The sequence below is a fragment of the Kitasatospora sp. NPDC059795 genome (genome assembly GCF_042732175.1).
Lineage (GTDB): Bacteria > Actinomycetota > Actinomycetes > Streptomycetales > Streptomycetaceae > Kitasatospora.
In genome coordinates this window covers 22955-42221 of record NZ_JBHWID010000011.1, presented here as the reverse complement: position 1 = coordinate 42221, position 19267 = coordinate 22955, and the positions used below count along the sequence as shown (strand labels likewise).

Annotated in this window: 19 protein-coding genes; 6 read left to right on the top strand and 13 right to left on the bottom strand. The window is 72.8% G+C overall.

All coding sequences use genetic code 11. From position 1 onward, the window contains the following. Positions 1–22: 22 nt before the first annotated feature. From ACFV4P_RS22520 to ACFV4P_RS22505, 4 genes are all read right to left on the bottom strand, one after another. Positions 23–547 (bottom strand): intradiol ring-cleavage dioxygenase, encoded by a 525-nt coding sequence (locus ACFV4P_RS22520; RefSeq protein WP_073810603.1) that lies wholly within the window; start codon positions 545–547, stop codon positions 23–25. Positions 548–693: 146 nt separating this feature from the next. After that, positions 694–1716 carry a phosphotransferase family protein gene (locus ACFV4P_RS22515; protein ID WP_380473680.1) on the bottom strand — a complete coding sequence of 341 codons (1023 nt, stop codon included), beginning with the start codon at positions 1714–1716 and terminating at the stop codon, positions 694–696. Positions 1717–1871: 155 nt separating this feature from the next. Continuing rightward, a complete protein-coding gene (locus ACFV4P_RS22510; protein WP_380473678.1) occupies positions 1872–2789 on the bottom strand; it encodes an ROK family protein in 918 nt (305 codons plus the stop codon). Then, a complete protein-coding gene (locus ACFV4P_RS22505; protein ID WP_380473676.1) occupies positions 2786–3817 on the bottom strand; it encodes a zinc-binding dehydrogenase in 1032 nt (343 codons plus the stop codon). Before ACFV4P_RS22505 ends, ACFV4P_RS22510 begins: the two co-directional genes overlap by 4 nt. Positions 3818–4649: 832 nt before the next feature. Here ACFV4P_RS22505 and ACFV4P_RS22500 point away from each other — a divergent pair. From ACFV4P_RS22500 to ACFV4P_RS22490, 3 genes are all read left to right on the top strand, one after another. Further along, positions 4650–5804: an anion permease gene (locus ACFV4P_RS22500; protein ID WP_380473674.1), complete on the top strand. Its 1155-nt coding sequence runs from the start codon at positions 4650–4652 to the stop codon at positions 5802–5804. Continuing rightward, positions 5801–6046: a hypothetical protein gene (locus ACFV4P_RS22495; protein ID WP_380473672.1), complete on the top strand. Its 246-nt coding sequence runs from the start codon at positions 5801–5803 to the stop codon at positions 6044–6046. The genes ACFV4P_RS22500 and ACFV4P_RS22495 overlap by 4 nt, the downstream gene beginning before the upstream one ends. 144 nt (positions 6047–6190) lie before the next feature. Beyond that, on the top strand, positions 6191–7012 hold the full coding sequence (locus tag ACFV4P_RS22490; protein WP_380473670.1) for an SAM-dependent methyltransferase: 822 nt from the start codon (positions 6191–6193) through the stop codon (positions 7010–7012). A gap of 113 nt (positions 7013–7125) precedes the next feature. On the opposite strand, the gene ACFV4P_RS22485 is transcribed toward ACFV4P_RS22490, so the two are convergent. The 9 genes from ACFV4P_RS22485 to ACFV4P_RS22445 all read right to left on the bottom strand — a co-directional run bounded on the left by ACFV4P_RS22485 (position 7126) and on the right by ACFV4P_RS22445 (position 15514). Further along, a complete protein-coding gene (locus ACFV4P_RS22485) occupies positions 7126–8472 on the bottom strand; it encodes an ammonium transporter (protein WP_380473668.1) in 1347 nt (448 codons plus the stop codon). 55 nt (positions 8473–8527) lie between these two features. Next, positions 8528–9571: an urease accessory protein UreD gene (locus tag ACFV4P_RS22480; RefSeq protein ID WP_380473666.1), complete on the bottom strand. Its 1044-nt coding sequence runs from the start codon at positions 9569–9571 to the stop codon at positions 8528–8530. 1 nt (position 9572) lies between these two features. After that, positions 9573–10193 carry an urease accessory protein UreG gene (gene ureG / locus ACFV4P_RS22475; RefSeq protein ID WP_380473664.1) on the bottom strand — a complete coding sequence of 207 codons (621 nt, stop codon included), beginning with the start codon at positions 10191–10193 and terminating at the stop codon, positions 9573–9575. Positions 10194–10336: 143 nt separating this feature from the next. Beyond that, complete coding sequence (locus ACFV4P_RS22470; RefSeq protein WP_380473662.1) at positions 10337–11083, bottom strand: urease accessory protein UreF; 747 nt, start codon at positions 11081–11083, stop codon at positions 10337–10339. A gap of 3 nt (positions 11084–11086) precedes the next feature. Beyond that, a complete protein-coding gene (ureC, locus tag ACFV4P_RS22465; protein ID WP_380473660.1) occupies positions 11087–12811 on the bottom strand; it encodes an urease subunit alpha in 1725 nt (574 codons plus the stop codon). Next, a complete protein-coding gene (locus ACFV4P_RS22460) occupies positions 12811–13230 on the bottom strand; it encodes an urease subunit beta (RefSeq protein ID WP_380473658.1) in 420 nt (139 codons plus the stop codon). The genes ureC and ACFV4P_RS22460 overlap by 1 nt, the downstream gene beginning before the upstream one ends. Further along, a complete protein-coding gene (locus tag ACFV4P_RS22455; protein WP_380473656.1) occupies positions 13227–14120 on the bottom strand; it encodes a cobalamin biosynthesis protein CbiX in 894 nt (297 codons plus the stop codon). The genes ACFV4P_RS22460 and ACFV4P_RS22455 overlap by 4 nt, the downstream gene beginning before the upstream one ends. A 3-nt stretch (positions 14121–14123) precedes the next feature. Next, a complete protein-coding gene (locus ACFV4P_RS22450) occupies positions 14124–14429 on the bottom strand; it encodes an urease subunit gamma (RefSeq protein ID WP_380473654.1) in 306 nt (101 codons plus the stop codon). Positions 14430–14572: 143 nt separating this feature from the next. Further along, positions 14573–15514, bottom strand: coding sequence for an urea transporter (locus tag ACFV4P_RS22445; protein WP_380473652.1), 942 nt, complete (start codon positions 15512–15514; stop codon positions 14573–14575). A gap of 217 nt (positions 15515–15731) precedes the next feature. On the opposite strand from ACFV4P_RS22445, the gene ACFV4P_RS22440 reads away from it, so the two are divergent. From ACFV4P_RS22440 to ACFV4P_RS22430, 3 genes are all read left to right on the top strand, one after another. Then, on the top strand, positions 15732–16229 hold the full coding sequence (locus ACFV4P_RS22440) for a fluoride efflux transporter FluC (protein WP_380473650.1): 498 nt from the start codon (positions 15732–15734) through the stop codon (positions 16227–16229). Further along, the gene (locus ACFV4P_RS22435) at positions 16219–16596 is read left to right on the top strand and encodes a fluoride efflux transporter FluC (protein WP_380473648.1); all 378 of its coding nucleotides are present in this window, start codon (positions 16219–16221) and stop codon (positions 16594–16596) included. Before ACFV4P_RS22440 ends, ACFV4P_RS22435 begins: the two co-directional genes overlap by 11 nt. 522 nt (positions 16597–17118) lie before the next feature. Then, entirely contained in the window at positions 17119–19017 is a 1899-nt protein-coding gene (locus ACFV4P_RS22430; protein ID WP_380473646.1) for an ABC transporter ATP-binding protein, read from the top strand. Positions 19018–19267: the final 250 nt, after the last annotated feature.

Below are 19267 nucleotides of genomic sequence, written 5' to 3'. Positions count from 1 at the left end.
ACCGACAGCGCCCCGGAATTGCTCAGGAGGGCAGAATGAAGGTGAAACTCGCCTGCCACCCCTCCGGGGTTTCCTGCACGTCCATCAGGCATTCGGGGCGGAAATACTTGTCCAGCCGGTTCCGGCGCTCGCCGGGGAAGTACAGCATGGTGGTCAGGACGCCGCCGCCGGGCGGCTGCACCTTCACGTGCAGGTGCCGCGTCCGGCCCGGGTACTCGGCCGGCAGGACGGTCTCCAGCCGCCAGTTCCCCTCCTCGTCGGCGAACTGGTGCCCGCGGAGGGTGAACCCCTCCTCGTCGTACACGCCCTCGTCGCCGACCTGCCAGAAGTCCAGCAGAGCACCCCCGATCGGCTTGCCGTCCGGGTCCACGACCCGGCCCGACAGCACCATCGGGGTCCCGGTCGGGACGTCGGACCGGAAGTTCGTCTTGAACGGTGTGGCCGGCTTGTAGTACGGGCCCTCGGTCTGCGCCGGGGTCGGCGGGATGCCGTTGCACTTGACGTCGGGAGTGATGATCAGGACATCGTTCTCGGGGTTTTCTTCCACCGTTTCCTGCCTTCCATCGGGCCGGTTCTGCACCGGCCGCCGAAGAAGCCGACGGAAAAGTCTGCCGAAATTCGGCACAACGCATTCCTGTCCGCTCAGACTGTCTCTCGTGGATGGCCGTGTCAATAATTCGGACGGGCCGGGAATCAGCGCGGAACGGAGCGGGAAAGGACGTTCTCCGCGGCCGCGCGGCGCAGCATGACGGCGCGGACCCGGTCGAACACCCGGCGGTCCGGCGGGTCGGTCAGGATGTCGGCCAGGGCGAACAGGTCCAGGGCCCGGCTGGTGCGCCGCCAGTCGTCGGGCAGCGGCCCGCCGCCGTCCCGGAAGCCGTCCAGGAACGCCCGGGAGTAGTCCGGCGGGTAGTCGTCCTCGAAGCGCAGCATGTTGCCGACGTCCATCAGCGGCGGGCCGCTGAAGGCGAGTTCCCAGTCGAGGACGGCGGCGACCTCCCAGCGTCCGTCGCGGCCCGGCCCGACCAGCAGGTTCTTGGGATTGAAGTCGTTGTGGACGAGCCGGTGGTCGGCGGCGGCGCGGGCGCAGAGCGGCGCGGCCCGTTCGGCCAGCCGGCGCAGCGTCCGGGCGTCCGACGCGCCGAGCCGGGGCGCCGCCCCGCCCGCCGGTGGGGGGCGTCGCTCCGCGACCGCCAGGCAGTGTTCCACGAAGGCCTGCAGGTCGCTCCGGCCGTCCGGCGGCTGCGGAACGAGCGACGCCTCCTCGAAGCGGCCGGGCCGGGGCAGTTCCCATCCGGAGACCAGGGCCAGGGCCGCGCCGACCGCCCGGCCCAGGTCTGCGGCGGCCGGTCCGGAGGCGTCCGCCAGCGCCTCGGTCAGCGGAACACCCCGGATGTAGCGGTAGAGCAGGGACGGACATCCCGTGGCCGCGCCGTCCGGGTCGGCGGCCACCAGCTCGGGCAGCGGAAGCCGCCCGTGCAGGCGTCGCAGCAGCGCGGCCTCGACCTCGCACGTGTTGCGCCGGACCCCGCTCTCCCCGCCGGGCCGGAAGCGGCGCAGCACGTAGCGGCCGTCCGCCTCGGTCAGCAGCAGGATCAGCTCGTTGTTGCAGCCTCCGAGCAGCCGCTCCGCGCACCGGACGCGTTCCCCGGGCAGGGCCTCGCCGTGCAGCCAGGCGCGCGTACCGACGTCGAGCTCGATGGGGCCGGTCGTCACCACTCCGTCATCCTTCCTGCCGTCCACGTGCTTTCGGGCACGCCGCACCGCAGCCCTGCTGTGCCCCGGGGCCTGTCCGGTCGATCGCGCGCCCGGCAGGATCGGCCGGGCAGGCCCGAGTCCCGGCCGATCGCGGACCGCTCCCCGCCGTGCGGTCAGCGGGTGTTGTGCTGCGCCTCGGCCCGGAACGCCAGGACGAGGCCGCCGGCCGGACCGGCCATCGCGCCGAGTTCCGCCGGCACGACGAAGTCGTCGGCGGCCTGTTCGGGCAGCCCCGGATACCCGCCGAGCTGTTTGAGCAGTTCCGCCCGTACGGCGGGAAGCAGTCCGGGGAGCACCGACATGCCGCCGCCGATCACGATCCGCTCGGGAGCGGTGCAGTAGACGATGCTGCGCAGTCCCTCGGCCAGGTAGCCGGCTTCGAGCTCGACCGCCCGGTGCAGCTCGTCCCCGGTCAGCTGCTCCGCGGGCCGCCCCCACCGGTCCGCGACGGCGGTGCCTCCGGCCATGCCTTCCAGGCAGTCGCCGTGGAAGGGGCAGTTGCCCGGGAAGTCGTCACCGGGCCGCCGGCTCACCGCCACGTGGCCCATCTCGGTGTGGACCAGTCCCCTGACGGGCCGTCCGCCGATGATCGCGCCGCCGCCGATGCCGGTCCCGACGGTGAGGTACACGTAGGTGTCGAGCCCTCGCGCGGCGCCCCACCGTCCCTCGCCGAGGGCCGCGCCGTTGACGTCCGTGTCGATGCCGATCGGTACGTTCAACTCCCGTGCCAGCGAGCCGAGTACGTCGACGTCGGCCCAGCCCGGTTTGGGCGTGTCGGTGGTGAACCCGTACATCGGGAGGTCCGGACGCAGCTCCAGCGGGCCGAACGAGGCGACGCCGATGGCGGCCAGCGGACCGTGCCGCTCCGTCGCCCGGCCGAAGAAGTCGGCGACGCGTGCCAGGGTCTCTCCGGGCTCCCCGGTGGGGAACCTGGCCTGGGCCAGCACGTTCTCGGGCGACGTCCCCACCAGGCAGACCACCTTGGTGCCGCCCGACTCGACCGCGCCGTACAGCGCGGGACGCGGGCTCATCCGGCGACCTCCGGCCAGCCGTCCGGGCCTGCCGGGGCGGTGTCGGACCGGATGACGACCTTCATCGCGCCGTAGCCGGTGCCGTGGCCCGTTCCATGGCCGGCGTCGTGGCCGGTGCCGCGCCCCGTTCCGTCGGCCCCGGCGGAGAGCAGCGCGAAGGCGTCCTGGTAGCGATCGAGCGGGAACTCGTGGGTGACCAGCGAGTCCAACGGCAGGTCGCCGATCAGGTCGACCGCGATCGGGAAGGTGTCCGCCCGGTAGTCACCGGCCCCGATCAGGCTGACGCCGTGGTTGGTCAGGTACAGCGGGCTGATGCTGGGCCGGTAGCTGTCGTCGAAGCCCATGGCGACGACCCGGCCGCCGTCTGCCACCAGTCGCAGCGCCTGCTCGACGGCCGCCCCGGTGGTGTCGAACACGATGTCGGGCCGGCGTCCGTCCCCGGCCTTGACCACCGCTTCGAGCGGGTTCGGCCCGCCGGCGTCGACGGTCCGGTCGACCAGCGGTCCGGCGACGGCCAGCCGGTACGGATCCGACTCGGCGATCACCACCCGGCGTGCCCCGCGCGCGGCGACCAGGGCGGTGAGGAGGCCGATCGGTCCCGCGCCCAGCACGGCCACGGTGTCGCCGTAGCCGACGTCCGCGGCGAGCACGTTGTTGAGGACGCAGGCCAGCGGCTCCACCAGCACGGCGCGCCGGAAGGCGAGGGCGCCCGGCAGCCGTTCGGTGAAACGTTCCGGCAGCACCACGTGCTCGGCGTACGTGCCGTCGCGGTCGACGCCGACCTCGGTGCCCCGCTTGTTCCGGCAGTGGTTGGTCGCACCCCGCCGACAGGGCGGACAACTGCCGCAGTACAGCGTCGGATTGACCACCACCCGGTCGCCGGGACGGACGGACGTCACGTCCGCTCCGACCTCCTCCACCACGCCGACCGACTCGTGTCCGAGGACCACTCCGGGCCGGGCCGGGAAGCGGCCCAGCAGGATTTTGCGGTCCGTCCCGCAGATCCCCGTCCCGACGACCCTCAGCACGACGTCGTCTCGCCCGGACGCCTCCGGACGCGGATGGTCCCGTAACTCGACGGGATGCGGACCGGAATCGGAATGGAAACCGGGACCGAGATATACCAGAGCTCGCACGGCGTCTCCTTGGGGGCCGATGGGCCTACCGCTATCGGGTGCCTGTCACCGATCTGGCTTGCAAGGCGTTCACTGTAGCCTGCACCGTCCTCCCCCGAACCGCCCGTATTTCGGTCATCGTCGGACACCCCCGACCCGTCAGGGGGCGTACGCCCGGCGTGATTCCCGGATCGCGCGCCGAACGGAATTCGGCCCGGTCGGCCCGGCCGAAAAAGACCACGCAGCACAGCCCCACGTTCCACCACCGCCCCGCCCCGGCCTCGCCCACACGCCGGACCTGGGCCTGCCCCGCCCCGCAGCCGGCACCGGGCGGGAGTGGCAGCCACTGGTGAGGTCATTGGGATTCCGGCGGATCACCGTGGTGGCGAGAAATCCGCTCCCGCCCGATCCGATCGGAATCCGGGAATCCTTTCTCCAGCGCCTGCTGCGGCCGGCGGTGGAATTGTGCGTTGCGGTGTCCGCAAGGCCACAAGGGGAAGGGCAACAATGGTGATGACTGCGTGAAACCACGCATTCCGAAGGGAGCTTGCCGTCGTCATATGACGACAGCTTGCCCCCACCCGCCCCGCCCGCAGTACGACCCACCGGGCCGTGATCTTCCACCAGCGGCACTCGGTCCACCGGCCCCCATTGCTGACCCGACCGGATGGCAGCCCGTCCACCCCGGGCGCGGCGGGGTGTCGCTGCGCCGGGGGTGGTCGGGGCCCGGGCTAGGTTCTGGTCCGTGACCGGTAATGACGCGGTCCTGGCGTTGATGGTCGCGACGGCGCTGGGCTTCGATTTCACCAACGGCTTCCACGACACCGGCAACGCGATGGCGACCTCGATCGCCACCGGGGCGCTCCCGCCGCGCGTCGCGGTCGGCCTTTCGGCGGTGCTGAACCTGGCCGGGGCGTTCCTGTCGACCGCAGTGGCGGCGACCATCGCCAGTGGTCTGGTCGCCGCTCACGAGGTCACCCTGACCGTGGTGTGCGCCGGTCTGACCGGCAGCATCCTGTGGAACCTGGCCACCTGGTTCCTCGGGATCCCTTCCAGCTCGTCGCACGCGCTGATCGGCGGGGTGATCGGGGCGACGGTGGCGGCGGCCGGCCCCTCGGTCGTCAAGTGGCAGGAGCTGGTCTCCAAGGTGATCGTTCCCGCCCTGCTGTCGCCGTTCGTGGCCGGCGGCGTGGCCGCCATCGGCACGGTGCTGGTCTACCGGATCACCCGTCGCGTTTCCGAGGGCGCGCGTGGGCACGGTTTCCGGCTCGGCCAGATCGGCTCGGCCTCGATGGTGTCGCTCGCCCACGGCACCAACGACGCGCAGAAGACCATGGGCGTCATCACCCTGGCCCTGATCGCCGACGGCGCGCTGCCGACCGGGGCGAATGCGCCGACCTGGGTGATCGTCTCCTGCGCGCTGGCGATCGGCCTGGGCTCCTACGTCGGCGGCTGGCGGGTGATCCGCACCCTGGGCAAGGGGCTGACCGAGATCGCGCCGGCGCAGGGGATGGCGAGCGAGTCCGCGACGGCCGCCGTGATCCTCTGTTCCACCGACTTCGGCTACCCGTTGTCCACCACGCACGTGGCCACCGGGTCGATCGTGGGTTCGGGGATCGGAAGGAACGGCGCCGAGGTGCGCTGGCGGCTCGCCCGCCGGATGGCGACGGCCTGGCTGTTCACGCTGCCCGCCTCGGCGCTGCTCGGCGCGGTGGCTTTCTGGATCGCGGACGGCATCGGCGGTACGGCGGGCGTGGTGGTCGTCTTCCTCGTGCTCGTGGCGGCCTCGGTCGCGTTCTTCGTCGCCTCCCGCCGTCCGGCCGTGACCCCGGAGAACGTCAATGCCGCCTGGACCGGCTCGGTGATTCCGACGCCTCCCGCCGACGAGGCCGTCCGATGAACGCCTGGATCAACCTGGGCGCCCTCGCGAAGATCGTCCTCGTGGGCCTGCTCACCGGCGCCGGGCTGCCCGCGCTGTTCGCCTGCGCCCTGTGGCTGCTCAACCCCCTCGGCCCGGCCGGCGAGGACGCCGCCGCCCGGCCGACCGCCGGTCCGGCCCGCCGCGCCCTCGCCGGACTGATCCTCGCCCTGGTCCTCGCGGCCATCGGCTGGGGCATCTCCGTCATCGTCGACCGGAGCTGACCGGCCGCTTCAGCGGCCACCCGAACCGTCTCCGATCTCAATACCGTTGACCAGTACCAGAGCTGATTGGGCGTCACTATACTCACCGGCGGTGGACGGCACGCCGTCGTGACGGGCCGCCATCTCGACGCGAGGGGTCCCCCCATGACCACAAGCACCGACCGCCCAGTGGCCGACGTGGAGTCCGCCAACATCGCGCGAATATACGACTATTACCTGGGCGGGCTCTACAACTTCGAGGTGGACCGGCAGAAGGCCGAGCGGATCAGGACGATGCTGCCCAGCGTCGAACTGCTCGCCCGCGCGAACCGGGACTGGCTGCGCCGCACGGTGCGGTTCCTGCTCGCCGAGGGTGTGGACCAGTTCATCGACATCGCGTCCGGGCTGCCCACCGCCGGCAACGTGCACGAGGTGGCGCACGCCCGGAACCCGAAGGCCCGGGTGGTGTACGTGGACCACGAGCCCTCGGCGGTGCTGCACGGCGAGGAGATCCTCGCGGACGAGCCGCTGGTGGCGATGATCGAGGCGGACGGCCGGTTCCCGGAGCAGATCTGGGAGCACCCCCGGGTCCGCGAACTGATCGACCTGAGCCGCCCGGTCGGCATCCTGATGGGCGGCCTGCTGGTGTTCGTCGAGGACAAGGACGACCCGGCCGCCCTGGTGACCCGCTACCGGGACGCCTGCGTGCCCGGCAGCTACCTCGCCATCTCGCACCTCTCGGACGAACTGGCCGACGACGAGACCCGCGCCCAGGTCGGCCGGATGACCGACGCCTACCTCGCCGGCGTGGGCCAGCAGCTCTACACCCGCCCCAAGGACGTGATCGCGTCCTGGTTCGAGGGCATGGAACTCGTCGAGCCGGGCCTGACCCTGATGGCGGACTGGCGCCCCACCCCCGGCCAGGAGGTCGACGCCCAGACGCCGTCGAAGGCCCTGGGCTACGGCGCGACCGCCCGGATCCTCTGACCCGCGGACGAACCCCGGAAGCCCCCGCCCACCACGGCGCGGGGGCACCGGCGCCGACGGCGACACCGCCGCCTGCCGGCGCCCTCGACCTCTCCGCGTCCTGCTCGTGGCGGTCAGTCCTGGCGCCGCGCGCGGATCAACTCGGCGATCCGCCGGACGAGTTCGCTGTCGCTGCGGGCGGCGCCCTCGGCCGCGAGCGCACCGAGGCGTTCGGCCGTGACGGTGTCGTAGGCCGTCTCGGCCTCCCCGCCGGGGACGTGCGCGTACGCGGCGTCGGCCCGGAAGCCGACGACCGCGTCGACGGCCTTGGCGATCAGGAAGGTGAGCAGGAACGAGAACGCGGCCATCGCGAGCACCGCGAGCACCTGCTTGCCCAGCAGGCTCCAGCCGCCGCCGTAGAACAGGCCCTCGCGGCCGCTGATCCGGGCGGTGGCGAACAGGCCGACCATGATCAGGCCGGTGACGCCGCCGACGCCGTGCACGCCGACCACGTCGAGGGTGTCGTCCACGCCGAAGCGGTACTTGAGGGTGACGGCGAACGCGCAGACCAGGCCGGCCACCAGGCCCGTGATCACCGCGCCGAGCGGGTTGATCTCGCCGCAGGCGGGGGTGATGGCGACCATGCCGGCCACGCCCGCGGAGACCACGCCGGTGGTGCTGACGCTCCCGGTGCGCCACTTCTCGACCAGCGGCCAGGTCACCATCGCGGCGGCGCCGCCGAGTTGGGTGTTCAGGAAGGCTGCGGCGGCGGTGCCCTGGTCGTTGAGCGCCGACCCCGAGTTGAAGCCGAACCAGCCGAACCAGAGCAGCGCGACGCCGATCACCACCAGCGGGATGTTGTTGGGCCGTCCCTCCCGCCGGGCCCAGCCGCGCGGGCCGCGCAGGGCGATCGCGACGGCCAGTCCGGCGGCGCCGGAGTTGAGTTCGACGGGCAGGCCGCCGGCGAAGTCGAGCGCGCCGAGCTTGTCGTGGATCCAGCCGTCCGGGGAGAACACCCAGTGCGCGGCGGGCGCGTAGACGATCAGCAGCCAGAGCGGGACGAACACCAGCCAGCCGCTCATCCGGGCCCGGTCGGCGACGGAGCCGCTGATCAGGGCGACGGTGACGATCGCGAAGCCCATCTGGAAGGTGGCGTAGATGTAGGTGGGGATGGCGCCGGTGAGGGTGGTGAGCTGGATGCCGCGGAAGAACGCCCGGTCGACGCCGCCGATCAGGCCGGCCCCGCCGACGTCCGGCCCGAACGCGAGGGTGTAGCCGAGCGCCCACCAGACCAGCGTGCCGAAGGCGAGGGCGGCGAAGCTCATCTTCAGCATCATCAGGATGTGCTTGAGCCGGACCAGGCCTCCGTAGAAGAACGCCAGGCCGGGTGTCATCAGCAGGACCATGGCGGTGGAGGCGAGCAGCCAGGCCGTGTCGCCGGAGTTGTAGGCCGGGGGCATCGGCGGGGGCGCGGAGAGCATGGGCATTTCCTCGGCACTTTCTCGGGGAGGACGGACGTGGCGGCCGGTTCGGCGCTCAGGTCTTGCGCAGGGGCGGCGCGGGCGTGCCGGTGAGCAGCAGGCGGACGGCCCGCCAGGCGGCGTCGAGGGCGGCCGCGGTGCGGATCGGGCTGTCGTCGAGCAGGCGCAGCCAGGCGCCGGACTCCTCGGGGAGGGTGGAGACGCCGTAGGTGGGGCACCGGCCGTCGAGGGCGCGGTGCAGGGTGTCGGCGATCTCGCCGGCGGGGCGCAGGTCGCTGACCACGAACAGGGTGGCGAGGTGGTCGTGTCCGGCGAACACGGCGGGGCCGGTGACGGTGCGTCGGTCGCCGTCGGGGACCAGCCGCTGGGTGTCGACGGCGAGCAGGGTGCCGTCGGGCCGGGTGATCTCCAGGTCGGTGGCGACGACGCGGTAGTCGTGGCGTTCGCCGCGGGCGAGCCGTCCGGCGGTGAGGGTCTCGCCGAGCACCGCGGTCGCGCCGGGGGCGACGGTGACGGTGGTGCGCTGGTAGTAGCGGGCGTCGCGGAACGGGATCAGCGGGTCGGGCAGGTACTCCAGGTACGCGCCGTGTTCGGCGGTCAGGTGGACGAGTTGGCTCGCGTAGTCCTGTTCCATCCGGAACACCTTGGTGGCGGCCTGCGTGGTGAGGTGGACGCGGGTGCCGGGGCCGCAGTGCACGTCGATCCGGTAGCGGTCGGCCTGGGTGATGCCGCCGCCGGTGGCCATCAGGAAGAGGTAGGCGTCGCCGGGGCGGGCGGTGTCGATCCGCAGCGGGCGCATGATCTGCAGCGGGGTCTTCTGGTAGCGCTCGACGAGTTCGGTGCGGCCTGCGCGCACCTGGAAGGCCAGGTCGAGGATGCCGACCTTGGCGGGCGAGCCCGGCGGGAGGGTGTCGGGGCGTGCGGCCCAGCCGGCCACCTCGGCGGGGAGGCGGCCGGTGCTCCAGTGCGCCGGGTCGAGCCGGTCGACCGCCGGGCGGCGTGCGGCGTGGGCCGGGTCGGGGGGCGCGGGGTCCGGCGCCCGGTCGGCCGGGTCGGGGCGGTCGGTGGTCACGGTCGGCCGGGGCGGGGCGGAGGTCATGTCAGATCAGCGCCTTGCGGCGGCCGCCCAGGAACGCGGCGAGGTCCTCGATGCCGGTGCCGTCGAGGGAGTTGGTGAGGATCACGGGCCGGCCGTCGCGGACCTTGTGCGCGTCGGACTCCATCACGCCGATGTCGGTGCGGACGTACTGCGCGATGTCGATCTTGTTGATGACCAGCAGGTCGGACTCGGTGATGCCGGGGCCGCGCTTGCGGGGCATCTTCTCGCCCTCGGCGGTGTCGAGGACGAACACGAAGACGTCGACCAGGGCGGGGCTGAAGGTCAGGGTCAGGTTGTCGCCGCCGGATTCGTACAGCAGGGTGTCGACCTCGGGGAAGCGTTCGAGGAGTTCCGCGCCGGCCGCCAGGTTCATCGTCGGGTCGTCGCGGACGGCGGTGTGCGGGCACGCTCCGGTCTCCACGCCGACCACCAGGTCGGGGTCGAGGATGCCGGCCAGGGTGCGGCGGACGTGCTGGGCGTCCTCCTGGGTGTAGATGTCGTTGGTGATCACGGCGGGCCGGTGGCCCCGCGCGACCAGGACCGGCACCAGCGCCTCGATCAGCGCGGTCTTGCCGGAGCCGACCGGCCCGCCGATCCCGATCCGCAGTACGTTGTCGTCCACTGTGCTCCTTGGGCTGTACGGGGCCGCTTCCGGGTCGTCGTCGATCCGCTGGTCCGGCCGGTGGTGGGTGGTGTGCGGGGCGGTGTGCCGTCCGGCGGCCGCCCCGGCCGTTCCCCGGGCCCGCCGGCCCGGGTGGCGTTCGGTCAGCTGGCGAACAGGCGGGCCTCGGCGCGCTCGTGACGGCCGGACATGATGTCCGACGCGAAGGCGGTCGAGCCGAGGTCGGCCGCTTCCCGGTGCAGTGCGGCCCGCACGGTCTCCTCGATGACGGGGGCGGCGCCGCGCAGCAGCACCTGGGCCTTGCGGTGGTCCGTGAGCCGCAGCCGCAGGGCGGCCCCGGCGAAGCTGGCGCTGAACGCGAACAGGTCGGCGGCCACCGCGTGGGCGGCGGGGACGCCGGCGGCGGCGTACACCACGCCGGCGGCGACGGCCTGACAGCCCGGGACCCGGCGGTCCGTCACCAGCCGCAGGTAGTCGGCGATCACGGGCCGGTCGAAGACCTCGGCGGCCAGGTCGAGCAGTTGGCGGCCGGTGCGGGTGGCGGCCTGGCGGATCTCGCGGCTCAGCTTGCCCGCGTGCAGCCGCCGGTCGACCTGCGCGACGGCCTGCAACTCGCCGTCGGTGGCGGCCCGGTGGGCGAGTGCCAGGGCGGTGGCGTCGCCGGGTCCGACGGCGTGCCGGAGCAGGTCGGCGAGCAGCGCGGGCAGGGTGTCGGGGGTGACGGCGCGGGCCTGTGCGTAGCCCTCCAGGCTGTGCGAGAGGGTGTAGAAGCCGCTCGGGAAGGCGGAGTCGGCGAGTTGCAGGCCGGCCAGCAGGGCGGGCAGTCCCCCAAGCTGCTGCTCGGGGGACTGCCCGGTGCGGTCCGGGTTCCGGTCCGGGCTGGGGAGCATCCGCTACACCACGAAGTACAGGTGGTTGAGCGGCAGCGATTCGGCGGGCTCGATGGTGGCGACCTCGCCGTCCAGGGTGACCTTGAAGGTCTCCGGGTCCACCGCGACCTTGGGCAGCGCGTTGTTGCGGACCATGTTGTGCTTGCCGATGACGCGGGTGCCGCGCACCGGCAGCACCGTGCGGTGCAGGCCGAGCTCCTCGGGGACGCCGGCGGCGATCCCGGCCTGCGACATGAACGTGACGTGGGTGGCCTGCTGGGCGCGGCCGAACTGACCGAACATCGGCCGGTAGATCACCGGCTGCGGGGTGGGCAGGGATGCGTTGGGGTCGCCCATCTGCGCCCAGGAGATGATCCCGCCCTTGATGATCATCTTGGGTTTGGCGGCGAAGGAGTGGATCGGCCAGAGCACGATGTCGGCCAGCTTGCCCGCCTCCAGCGAACCCACGTAGTCCGAAATGCCGGTCGCGATGGCCGGGTTGATGGTGACCTTGGCCAGGAAGCGCAGCACCCGCTGGTTGTCGTTGCGGGCGCTGTCGCCGTCGAGCGGGCCGCGCTTGTCCTTGCAGTGGTGCGCGGTCTGGAAGGCCCGGGTCACGGACTCGCCGACCCGGCCCATCGCCTGCGAGTCGGAGGAGAACATGCTGATCACGCCGAGGTCGTGCAGCACCGATTCGGCGGCGATGGTCTCGGCCCGGACCCGGCTGTCGGCGAAGGACACGTCCTCCGGGATGTCGTGGTTCAGGTGGTGGCAGACCATCACCATGTCCAGCAGCTCGTCCACCGAGTTCTTGGTGTAGGGCAGCGTCGGGTTGGTGGAGGACGGCAGGATGTTGGGCTCGCCGGTGACCCGCAGGATGTCGGGGGCGTGCCCGCCGCCCGCGCCCTCGGAGTGGAAGGTGTGGATGGTGCGGCCGTCGATCGCCGAACGGGTGTCCTCGAAGAAGCCGGACTCGTTCAGGCTGTCGGTGTGGATCGCCACCTGCACGTCGTGCCGGTCCGCCACGCTCAACGCGTTGTCGATCACCGCCGGCGTCGCGCCCCAGTCCTCGTGCACCTTCAACGCGCAGGCCCCTGCGGCCAGTTGCTCGTCCAGTGCGCCGGGCAGGCTGCCGTTGCCCTTGCCCATGATGCCGATGTTGACCGGCACTTCCTCGCACGCCTGCAGGAACCGCGCGATGTTGAACGGGCCCGGTGTGCAGGTGGTGCCGTTCGTCCCGTCCGCCGGGCCGGTGCCGCCGCCGATCAGCGTCGTGATGCCGTTGGTCAGCGCCTGCTGCGCCTGCTGCGGCGAGATCAGGTGGACGTGGGCGTCGATCGCCCCCGCGGTGGCGATCAGGTGCTCGCCCGAGATCGCCTCGGTGCCGGGCCCCACCACCAGGTCCGGGTGCACGTTGTTCTGGGTCTGCGGGTTGCCGGACTTGCCGATGCCCGCGATGAAGCCGTCCTTGATGCCGATGTCGCACTTGACCACGCCGAGGATCGGATCGATCACCACCACGTTGGTGATCACCGTGTCCAGTGCGCCCTGGGCGGCGGTGGCCTGCGGGTCGGAGCCCATGCCGTCGCGCATCGACTTGCCGCCGCCGTACACGATCTCGTCGCCGTACAGGCCCTCGCTGAAGTCCTTCTCCACCTCCACGATCAGGTTGGTGTCGGCGAGTTGGAACCGGTCGCCGACCGTCGGCCCGAACATGTCGGTGTACTGCTGGCGGGACAGGGTCGGCATCAGTGGGCGCCCTTCTTCTTCGTGGGGTTCTGCGGTGCGTCCTGCTGTGCCCGGGCGCCCTGGAAGCCGAGTTCCAGAGCGCGGTGGAAGGCCTCGATCCGGGCGGGGTGCGAGACGACGGAGCCGTTCAGCAGGCCGCTGAAGCCGACCAGCCGGCCGGTGCCGCCGTACTCGCACAGCTCGACCTCGCGGGTGCCGCCCGGCTCGATCCGCACCGAGGTGCCGGCCGGGATGTTCAGGTGCATGCCGAGCGTCTTGTCGCGGTCGAACCGCAGCGCCGGGTTGACCTCGAAGAAGTGGTAGTGCGAACCGACCTGCACCGCCCGGTCGCCGGTGTTGACCACCTCGACCTTGACGGTCCGTCGGCCCGCGTTGATCTCGATCTGTCCATCGCCGTACAGATACTTGCCGAATGTCACTGGTGACTCCTTGCACCCGTCGCCGCGAGGGGACGGGCATCCGGGGACGAGTGGGTGTGCTGCGCCTGCGGGGAGTGGTCGGGGGACCGGCCCTCCCCCGGGCCGTGCCGGTGGTGGTGCTCGTGGTCACCGGGTCCGTGGTGGTGGTCGTGGTCCGCGCCGGGCCCGTGGGTGTGGGCGAGGCCGTGCCCGTCGGCGGCGACCAGCGCCCGCCCGATCCCGTCGTCCCGGTTCTCGCGCAGCCGCCGCACGGCGTCGGCGGCCCGCGCGGACAGCACCGCGGCCAGGGCGGCGGGGCCGAGCAGCGGCCCGGCGTCGGTGACCGACACGCCGTCAGGGGCCGTGGCCCGCCCGGGCGGCAGGAAGGACGCGGACAGCACCGCGACCGCACGCGCCCCGAGCAGGGCGCAGCGCCGCACGCCCTCGCCGGCGTCGAGGTCGTCGCCGAGCAGCGCGGTCTCCACCAGCCGGTGCCGGCCGTGCCGCTGCACCAGGTGGGCGACCCGGAACAGCTCGGCGTCCTGGTACGGGTCGGCGCCGGGCGCGGTGAGCAGCAGCGCGGCGGCGGTGGGGACGGTCGCGGCGGCGGCCCGCAGCCAGCCGACCAGGTGTTCGGACGTGCCGAAGGGCGCGGCGACGGCGACGCCGCCGCGCAGGTCGGGTGGCAGGGCCCGGACGGTTCGGGCGGTGTCCGCGACCAGTTCGGGGTCGCGGCCCAGGGTCATCGGGACGACCGCGACGCCCTGCCGGGCGGGGTCGGCGGCGAGGGCCCGGTACAGTGCGCGGCCGGTGCCGACCACCGCGGTGTCCGGGCCGGTGAGGTGGTGCAGGGCTGCGCCGCCGGCGGCTTCGTGGCCGCAGACCGCGAGCACCCGGATGCGGTCGGCCACCGGTCAGCCGCCGATGGGGTCGTGCACCGAGACCAGCTTGGTGCCGTCCACGAAGGACGCCTCGACCTGGAGCAGCGGCAGCATCTGCCGCACCCCGTCCATGCAGGCGTCCGGGCCGATGACGTGCCGGCCGAGTTCCATGCAGTCCGCGACGGACTTGCCGTCCCGGGCGGCTTCCAGGATCGCCTCGGTGATCAGGGCGACCGCTTCGCTGTAGTTCAGCTTGAGGCCGCGGCCCTGGCGTTTGCGGGCCAGGTCCGCGACCACGTAGACGACGAGCTTGTCGATCTCGCGGGGGGCGAGGTTCATCGGGGACGCCTTCCTCGGAACGGGGGTTCGGTCTGGGTGGGGGGACGGTGGCTGCGCGTGTGTCGCCGGGCGCCGGACGGCCGGCGGGTGCTGGGGCTGCGGGCCGCCCTGCCCCGGCGCCGGGGTCGTACGGCGGCGGGGCGTCAGCCCGCGGGGGCGGGGCGCAGTCTGGGCAGCAGTGGGACGGCGGCCATCAGCGCCCAGGTGGTGAGGATGAACGGCCAGGTGAACGTGTGGCCGTGGAAGGGTTTGAAGAGCGAGGTGATCGCGGCGGTCAGGCCGGTGGACAGGGCGGCGCCGAACAGCGCGTAGCCCGCGTTCCACGGGGTGCCGGCGAGGAAGACCGCGCCGACGGCGATGGCGACCAGGACCGCGTTGTAGCCGTAGATGCCGTCGGCGATCTGCGCGGTGGGCGCGCCGAGCGCCCAGGCGGCGACGATCCCGGCGATGCTTCCGAGCGCCGCGGCGAGCACCACCCGTACCCCCGCGCAGGCCAGGCCGACCAGCATGATCAGGCCGACGTACCAGCTGTTCACCAGGAAGATCTGGGAGACGTTGGTGAAGAAGGCGTGCCACAGGTCGGAGAACGTGATGCCGGTGTCGCCCACGGTCGGGTTGGCCGCCGGTGCCGGGGCGCCGTGCCAGATCCGGGCGAAGGACGGCGCGCCGAGCACCATCACCCCGGAGACCAGGCAGAACGGCGCGGTCAGCGGCGTCAGGCCGTAGGGCTTGGCCAGCACGGCGAGGGTGGCGGTGAGGACGGTGCACACCACGCACCCGACGACCGTGAGGATGTAGGTGGCGACGTGGTGGCCGAGGAAGGTCACCAGCGCGATGCCGGTCAGGCAGCCCGAATACCCTTGCAGGCCCTGGGAGATGGATCCGCGGTCGACGTCGAAGGCGTAGGCGGCGGCGGTGGAGATCAGGGTCCCGAGGGTCGCGAAGAGCCCCGTCCTCCAGCCGGCCGCCCAGAGCCCGGCCAGGATGAACGCGCCGGTGAGCAGCTGCGGTTGCAGGTCGACCTGCCCGACGCCGCGCAGCGAGGAGACCAGGTACGTCAGCGGCTCCCGTTCCAGGATCGGCACGGGGCCCGATCCGGAGCCATCGGGGTCACTTTGCGTCACGTCTTCTCCTGGAGGTCACAGGAAGGCCGGATGACCTGAAATACGGTGATGTGCACCGAAACTGTCCGGCAGTCATGTTTAGCCCGGACGCCTGTCCGGGCGGGTGCCGTGGCGGTCGGTGGTCACCGATGTTCGCCTGTACGGCCCACGTTCGATCCCGAAGAAGGGCGCGTTCCCGATGACCAATCCGTACTTCGGCGCGGCGGACCACCCGGTCCGGCCGCCCGGCCACGCGCATTCCGAGCACGCCCCGGGCGGCTGGTTCCCGGTGGTGCCGGCGGTCGGGGTGGGGGGCGCGCTCGGCGCGGCGGCCCGCTACGGGATCGAGCGGCTCTGGCCGACCACCGGCACCGCGTTCCCCTGGCCGATCCTGCTGATCAACGCCGTGGGCTGCCTGGCCATGGGCGCGCTGCTCACGGTGCTGGCGGACCGCTTCCCCGGCGCGAAGCGGCTCGTCGGCGCCCTGCTCGGCACCGGCTTCCTCGGCGGGTTCACCACGTTCTCCCACTACACCGACAACATCCGGCTGCTGGTGCGCGGCGGCGCCCCCGGCACCGCGGTGGTCTACCTGCTGGTCACCGTGCTGGCCGCGTTGGCGGGCGTCACTCTCGGCGTGTTCGCGGCCCGCGCGGTGGTCGGTGTCCCGGCGCACCAGGAGGCCGCGGGTGCTCACTGACTGGCTGCTCGTCCTGGCCGGCGGCCTGATCGGCGCGCCCGCCCGCTACCTCACCGGAGTCGCCGTCAAGTCCCGCGTGCACAGCCCGTTCCCGTTCGGCACGCTCACCGCCAACGCCGCCGCCTGCCTGCTGCTCGGCTTCCTCTCCGAGGCCTTCCTGCGCGGCCGCCTCGGTACCCACCCCGCGCTCCTGCTCGCCACCGGCTTCTGCGGGGCGCTGTCCACCTGGTCGACGTTCTCCTACGAGGTCTTCACCCTGGCCTCCATCCGCCGGTTCGCCCTCTCCGGGCTGTACCTGACGGTCACTGTGCTGCTCGGCACCGCCCTCTCCTTCGCGGGCGCGGGCATCGCGAGCGCCCTGTGGTGACGGCCCGGCCGGGTGTTCAGGGGGTCGCGTCCGCGGGGGCGTCCGGGCCGCGCGCGATCTCGGGCGGCATGCGCAGACCGTAGCGGGCCCGACCCCCGCTCGAATAATCCGAACGAGTGAATCCGGCGGCGGCTTCGGGCAGCGTGGCGGACCGCCCCGGTGACGCGTTCCCGGTCGCGCCGGGCCCGGTCCGGCGGCGCTCCGGCGGCCCGGCGCGGGGGTGGTCGGCCGAGGCGCACGGGGATCGAAATGTCCCGGTTCGGCACGGGCTCGCCCGGACGGGAATCCGCTTGAACGGGGTGCCGGAACAGCGCCATCATCGGTCGCCGCCCACTCGCACGAGGATCGCCAACTCGACCTGGATCATGCCGAGTTGGGGTGCCTCGGCGAGTCGTGCCCGCGCTTCCGTGTGTCCGTGCAGCGCTTCGCGTCTGGAGGATCCGTGGCCTGTTCCCCCACCCCGACCATCCGCCCCCGACCGCCCGCCCGAGGGGCCCTGACAGCCCGCCCGGAGGTGGGCGCGTGAGTGCGACGACGACGTCGGCCGAGCCGGCCGACGAGGAACTGACGTGGCTGGCCGACGGCCGCCGGGTCGAGGCGATCGAGGCGATCGGCGTCAACGCGATGGCGCGCCGGCTGCCGACGCTCGTCGTGCGCGCCTTCCGGCTCGGCTGGCGCATCGACCGCACCTCGGTCGCGCTGCTGCTGGCCTGTCAGGCCGTGTCCGCGGTGCTGGGCGCGGCCGGCCTGTTCGCGACCACGGGCACCATCTCGGCGCTGTTCGGCCCGGGCCCGGTCGGCGACAAGCTGACCCGTGCCGCGCCGTCGATCCTGGTGATCGCGGCGGCCGCGGGCGCCCGGGCCCTGCTGGGCATCACGATCCGGACCGTCACCATCCACCTGTCGCCGCGCATCTCCCGGGAGGCGGAGGCCGCGGTGCTGCGCGCCACCGTGGCGGCGGAGCTGACGGCGTACGACCACGCCGGCTACAACGACGAGCTGGACGCCGCCGACCGCGGCGCCGAGGTCTGCGTCGACATCGTCGGCGAGGCGCAGAACCTGCTGGCCTCGCTCGCCTCGCTGCTCGGCGCGGCGGGCGTGCTGACGGTGCTCCACCCGGCGCTGCTGCCGCTGCTGGTGCTGGCCGCGCTGCCGCAGGGCATCGCCTCCGTCCATTCCGCCCGGGTGCAGTTCCTGGCGAACCGGGCCACCATCGCCGATCGGCGGGTGCTGGGGAACCTGCGCTGGTACATCCACACCAAGCGCAATGCGGACCAGGTCCGCTCCGACACCATGGGCGAGTTCCTGCTCGCCAAGTACGACGAGGTCGGGCGGCGGCTGAACGTCGTCTCGCGGGCCGCGGCGATGAAGAGCGCCCGGGTGTCGGTGGTCGGGGCGGTCGCCTCCGGTCTCGGGTCGGCGCTGGTGTGGGCGGCGATGCTGTGGCTGGTGAGCACCGGCCGGATGAGCCTGCCGCGCGGCGGTGCGGCGGTGTTCGCGCTGGCCGCGGTGGGCACCAGCCTGCGCGGCATCGTCGGCTACGGCGCGGACCTGTTCCGCACCGGCATGTACCTGGACGACTGGTCGAGCTTCCTCGACACGGCGGGCGGCCACCGTCCCCGCCGCGGCGCCGGGACGCCCGGGGCGCCGGACCGGATCGAGGTGAAGGACCTCTCGTACGCCTACCCGGCGTCCGACCGCAGGGCGCTGGACGGGGTGAGCCTGCACGTGGCGCGCGGCGAGATCCTGGCCCTGGTGGGCGAGAACGGCTCCGGCAAGACCACCCTGTCCAAGCTGCTGGCCGGCCTCTACCTGCCGGACGGCGGCTCGGTGCGCTGGGACGGGCGCGACACCCGCGACCTCGATCCGCACGCGCTGTGGCGGCAGGTCGCGGTGGTCCCGCAGGACTACGCGCGCTGGCCGATGACCTGCCGGGAGAACATCACGCTGGGGCAGCCGACCGCCGAGGGCGACGAGGCGGTGCTGCGCGCCGCGGACGCCTCGGGTGCGGCGGACGTGGTCGCCAAGCTCCGCCGGGGCCTGTCCACCCTGCTGGCGGTGGAGTGGATGGGCGGCGAGGAGCTGTCCGGCGGCCAGTGGCAGCGTCTGGCCATCGCCCGGGCGTTCCACCGCGAGGCCGGGCTGCTGGTGCTGGACGAGCCGACCGCCGCGCTCGACCCGCGCGCCGAGCACCGGATCTTCCAGAACCTGCGGGCGGTCGCCGAGAAGCGGGCGGTGGTGCTGGTCACCCACCGGCTCACCAACGTGGCGGTCGCCGACCGGATCCTGGTCCTGGAGGACGGCAAGGTGCTGCAACAGGGCACCTTCGCCGAGCTGGTGGCCGACCGGACGGGCCGGTTCAGGGAGTTGTGGGACCTGCAGAACGAACGCACGGGCCTCCCCCGGCAGCGCCGGCCGTAGCACGGCCGCCGACGCCCCGCCCGCCGTCCTTCCGGGGCGGCGGGCGGGCGGGTGAATCGTGCGCGCCGACGCCGGGCGTTCGGCGTGTTGGCATTCGAGCTGATTGTCGGAGTCCTAGCCTCCCGGGGGAGGTGGTCACAGATGGTGATCGGAGCGTCACATTCGGACGCCGCTGTCAGGTCTTCACGGCGGCACACACGCGGGCGGTGGCACGGCTCGCGTCGCTGGTGGGGCGCTGCCGCTCTGGGCG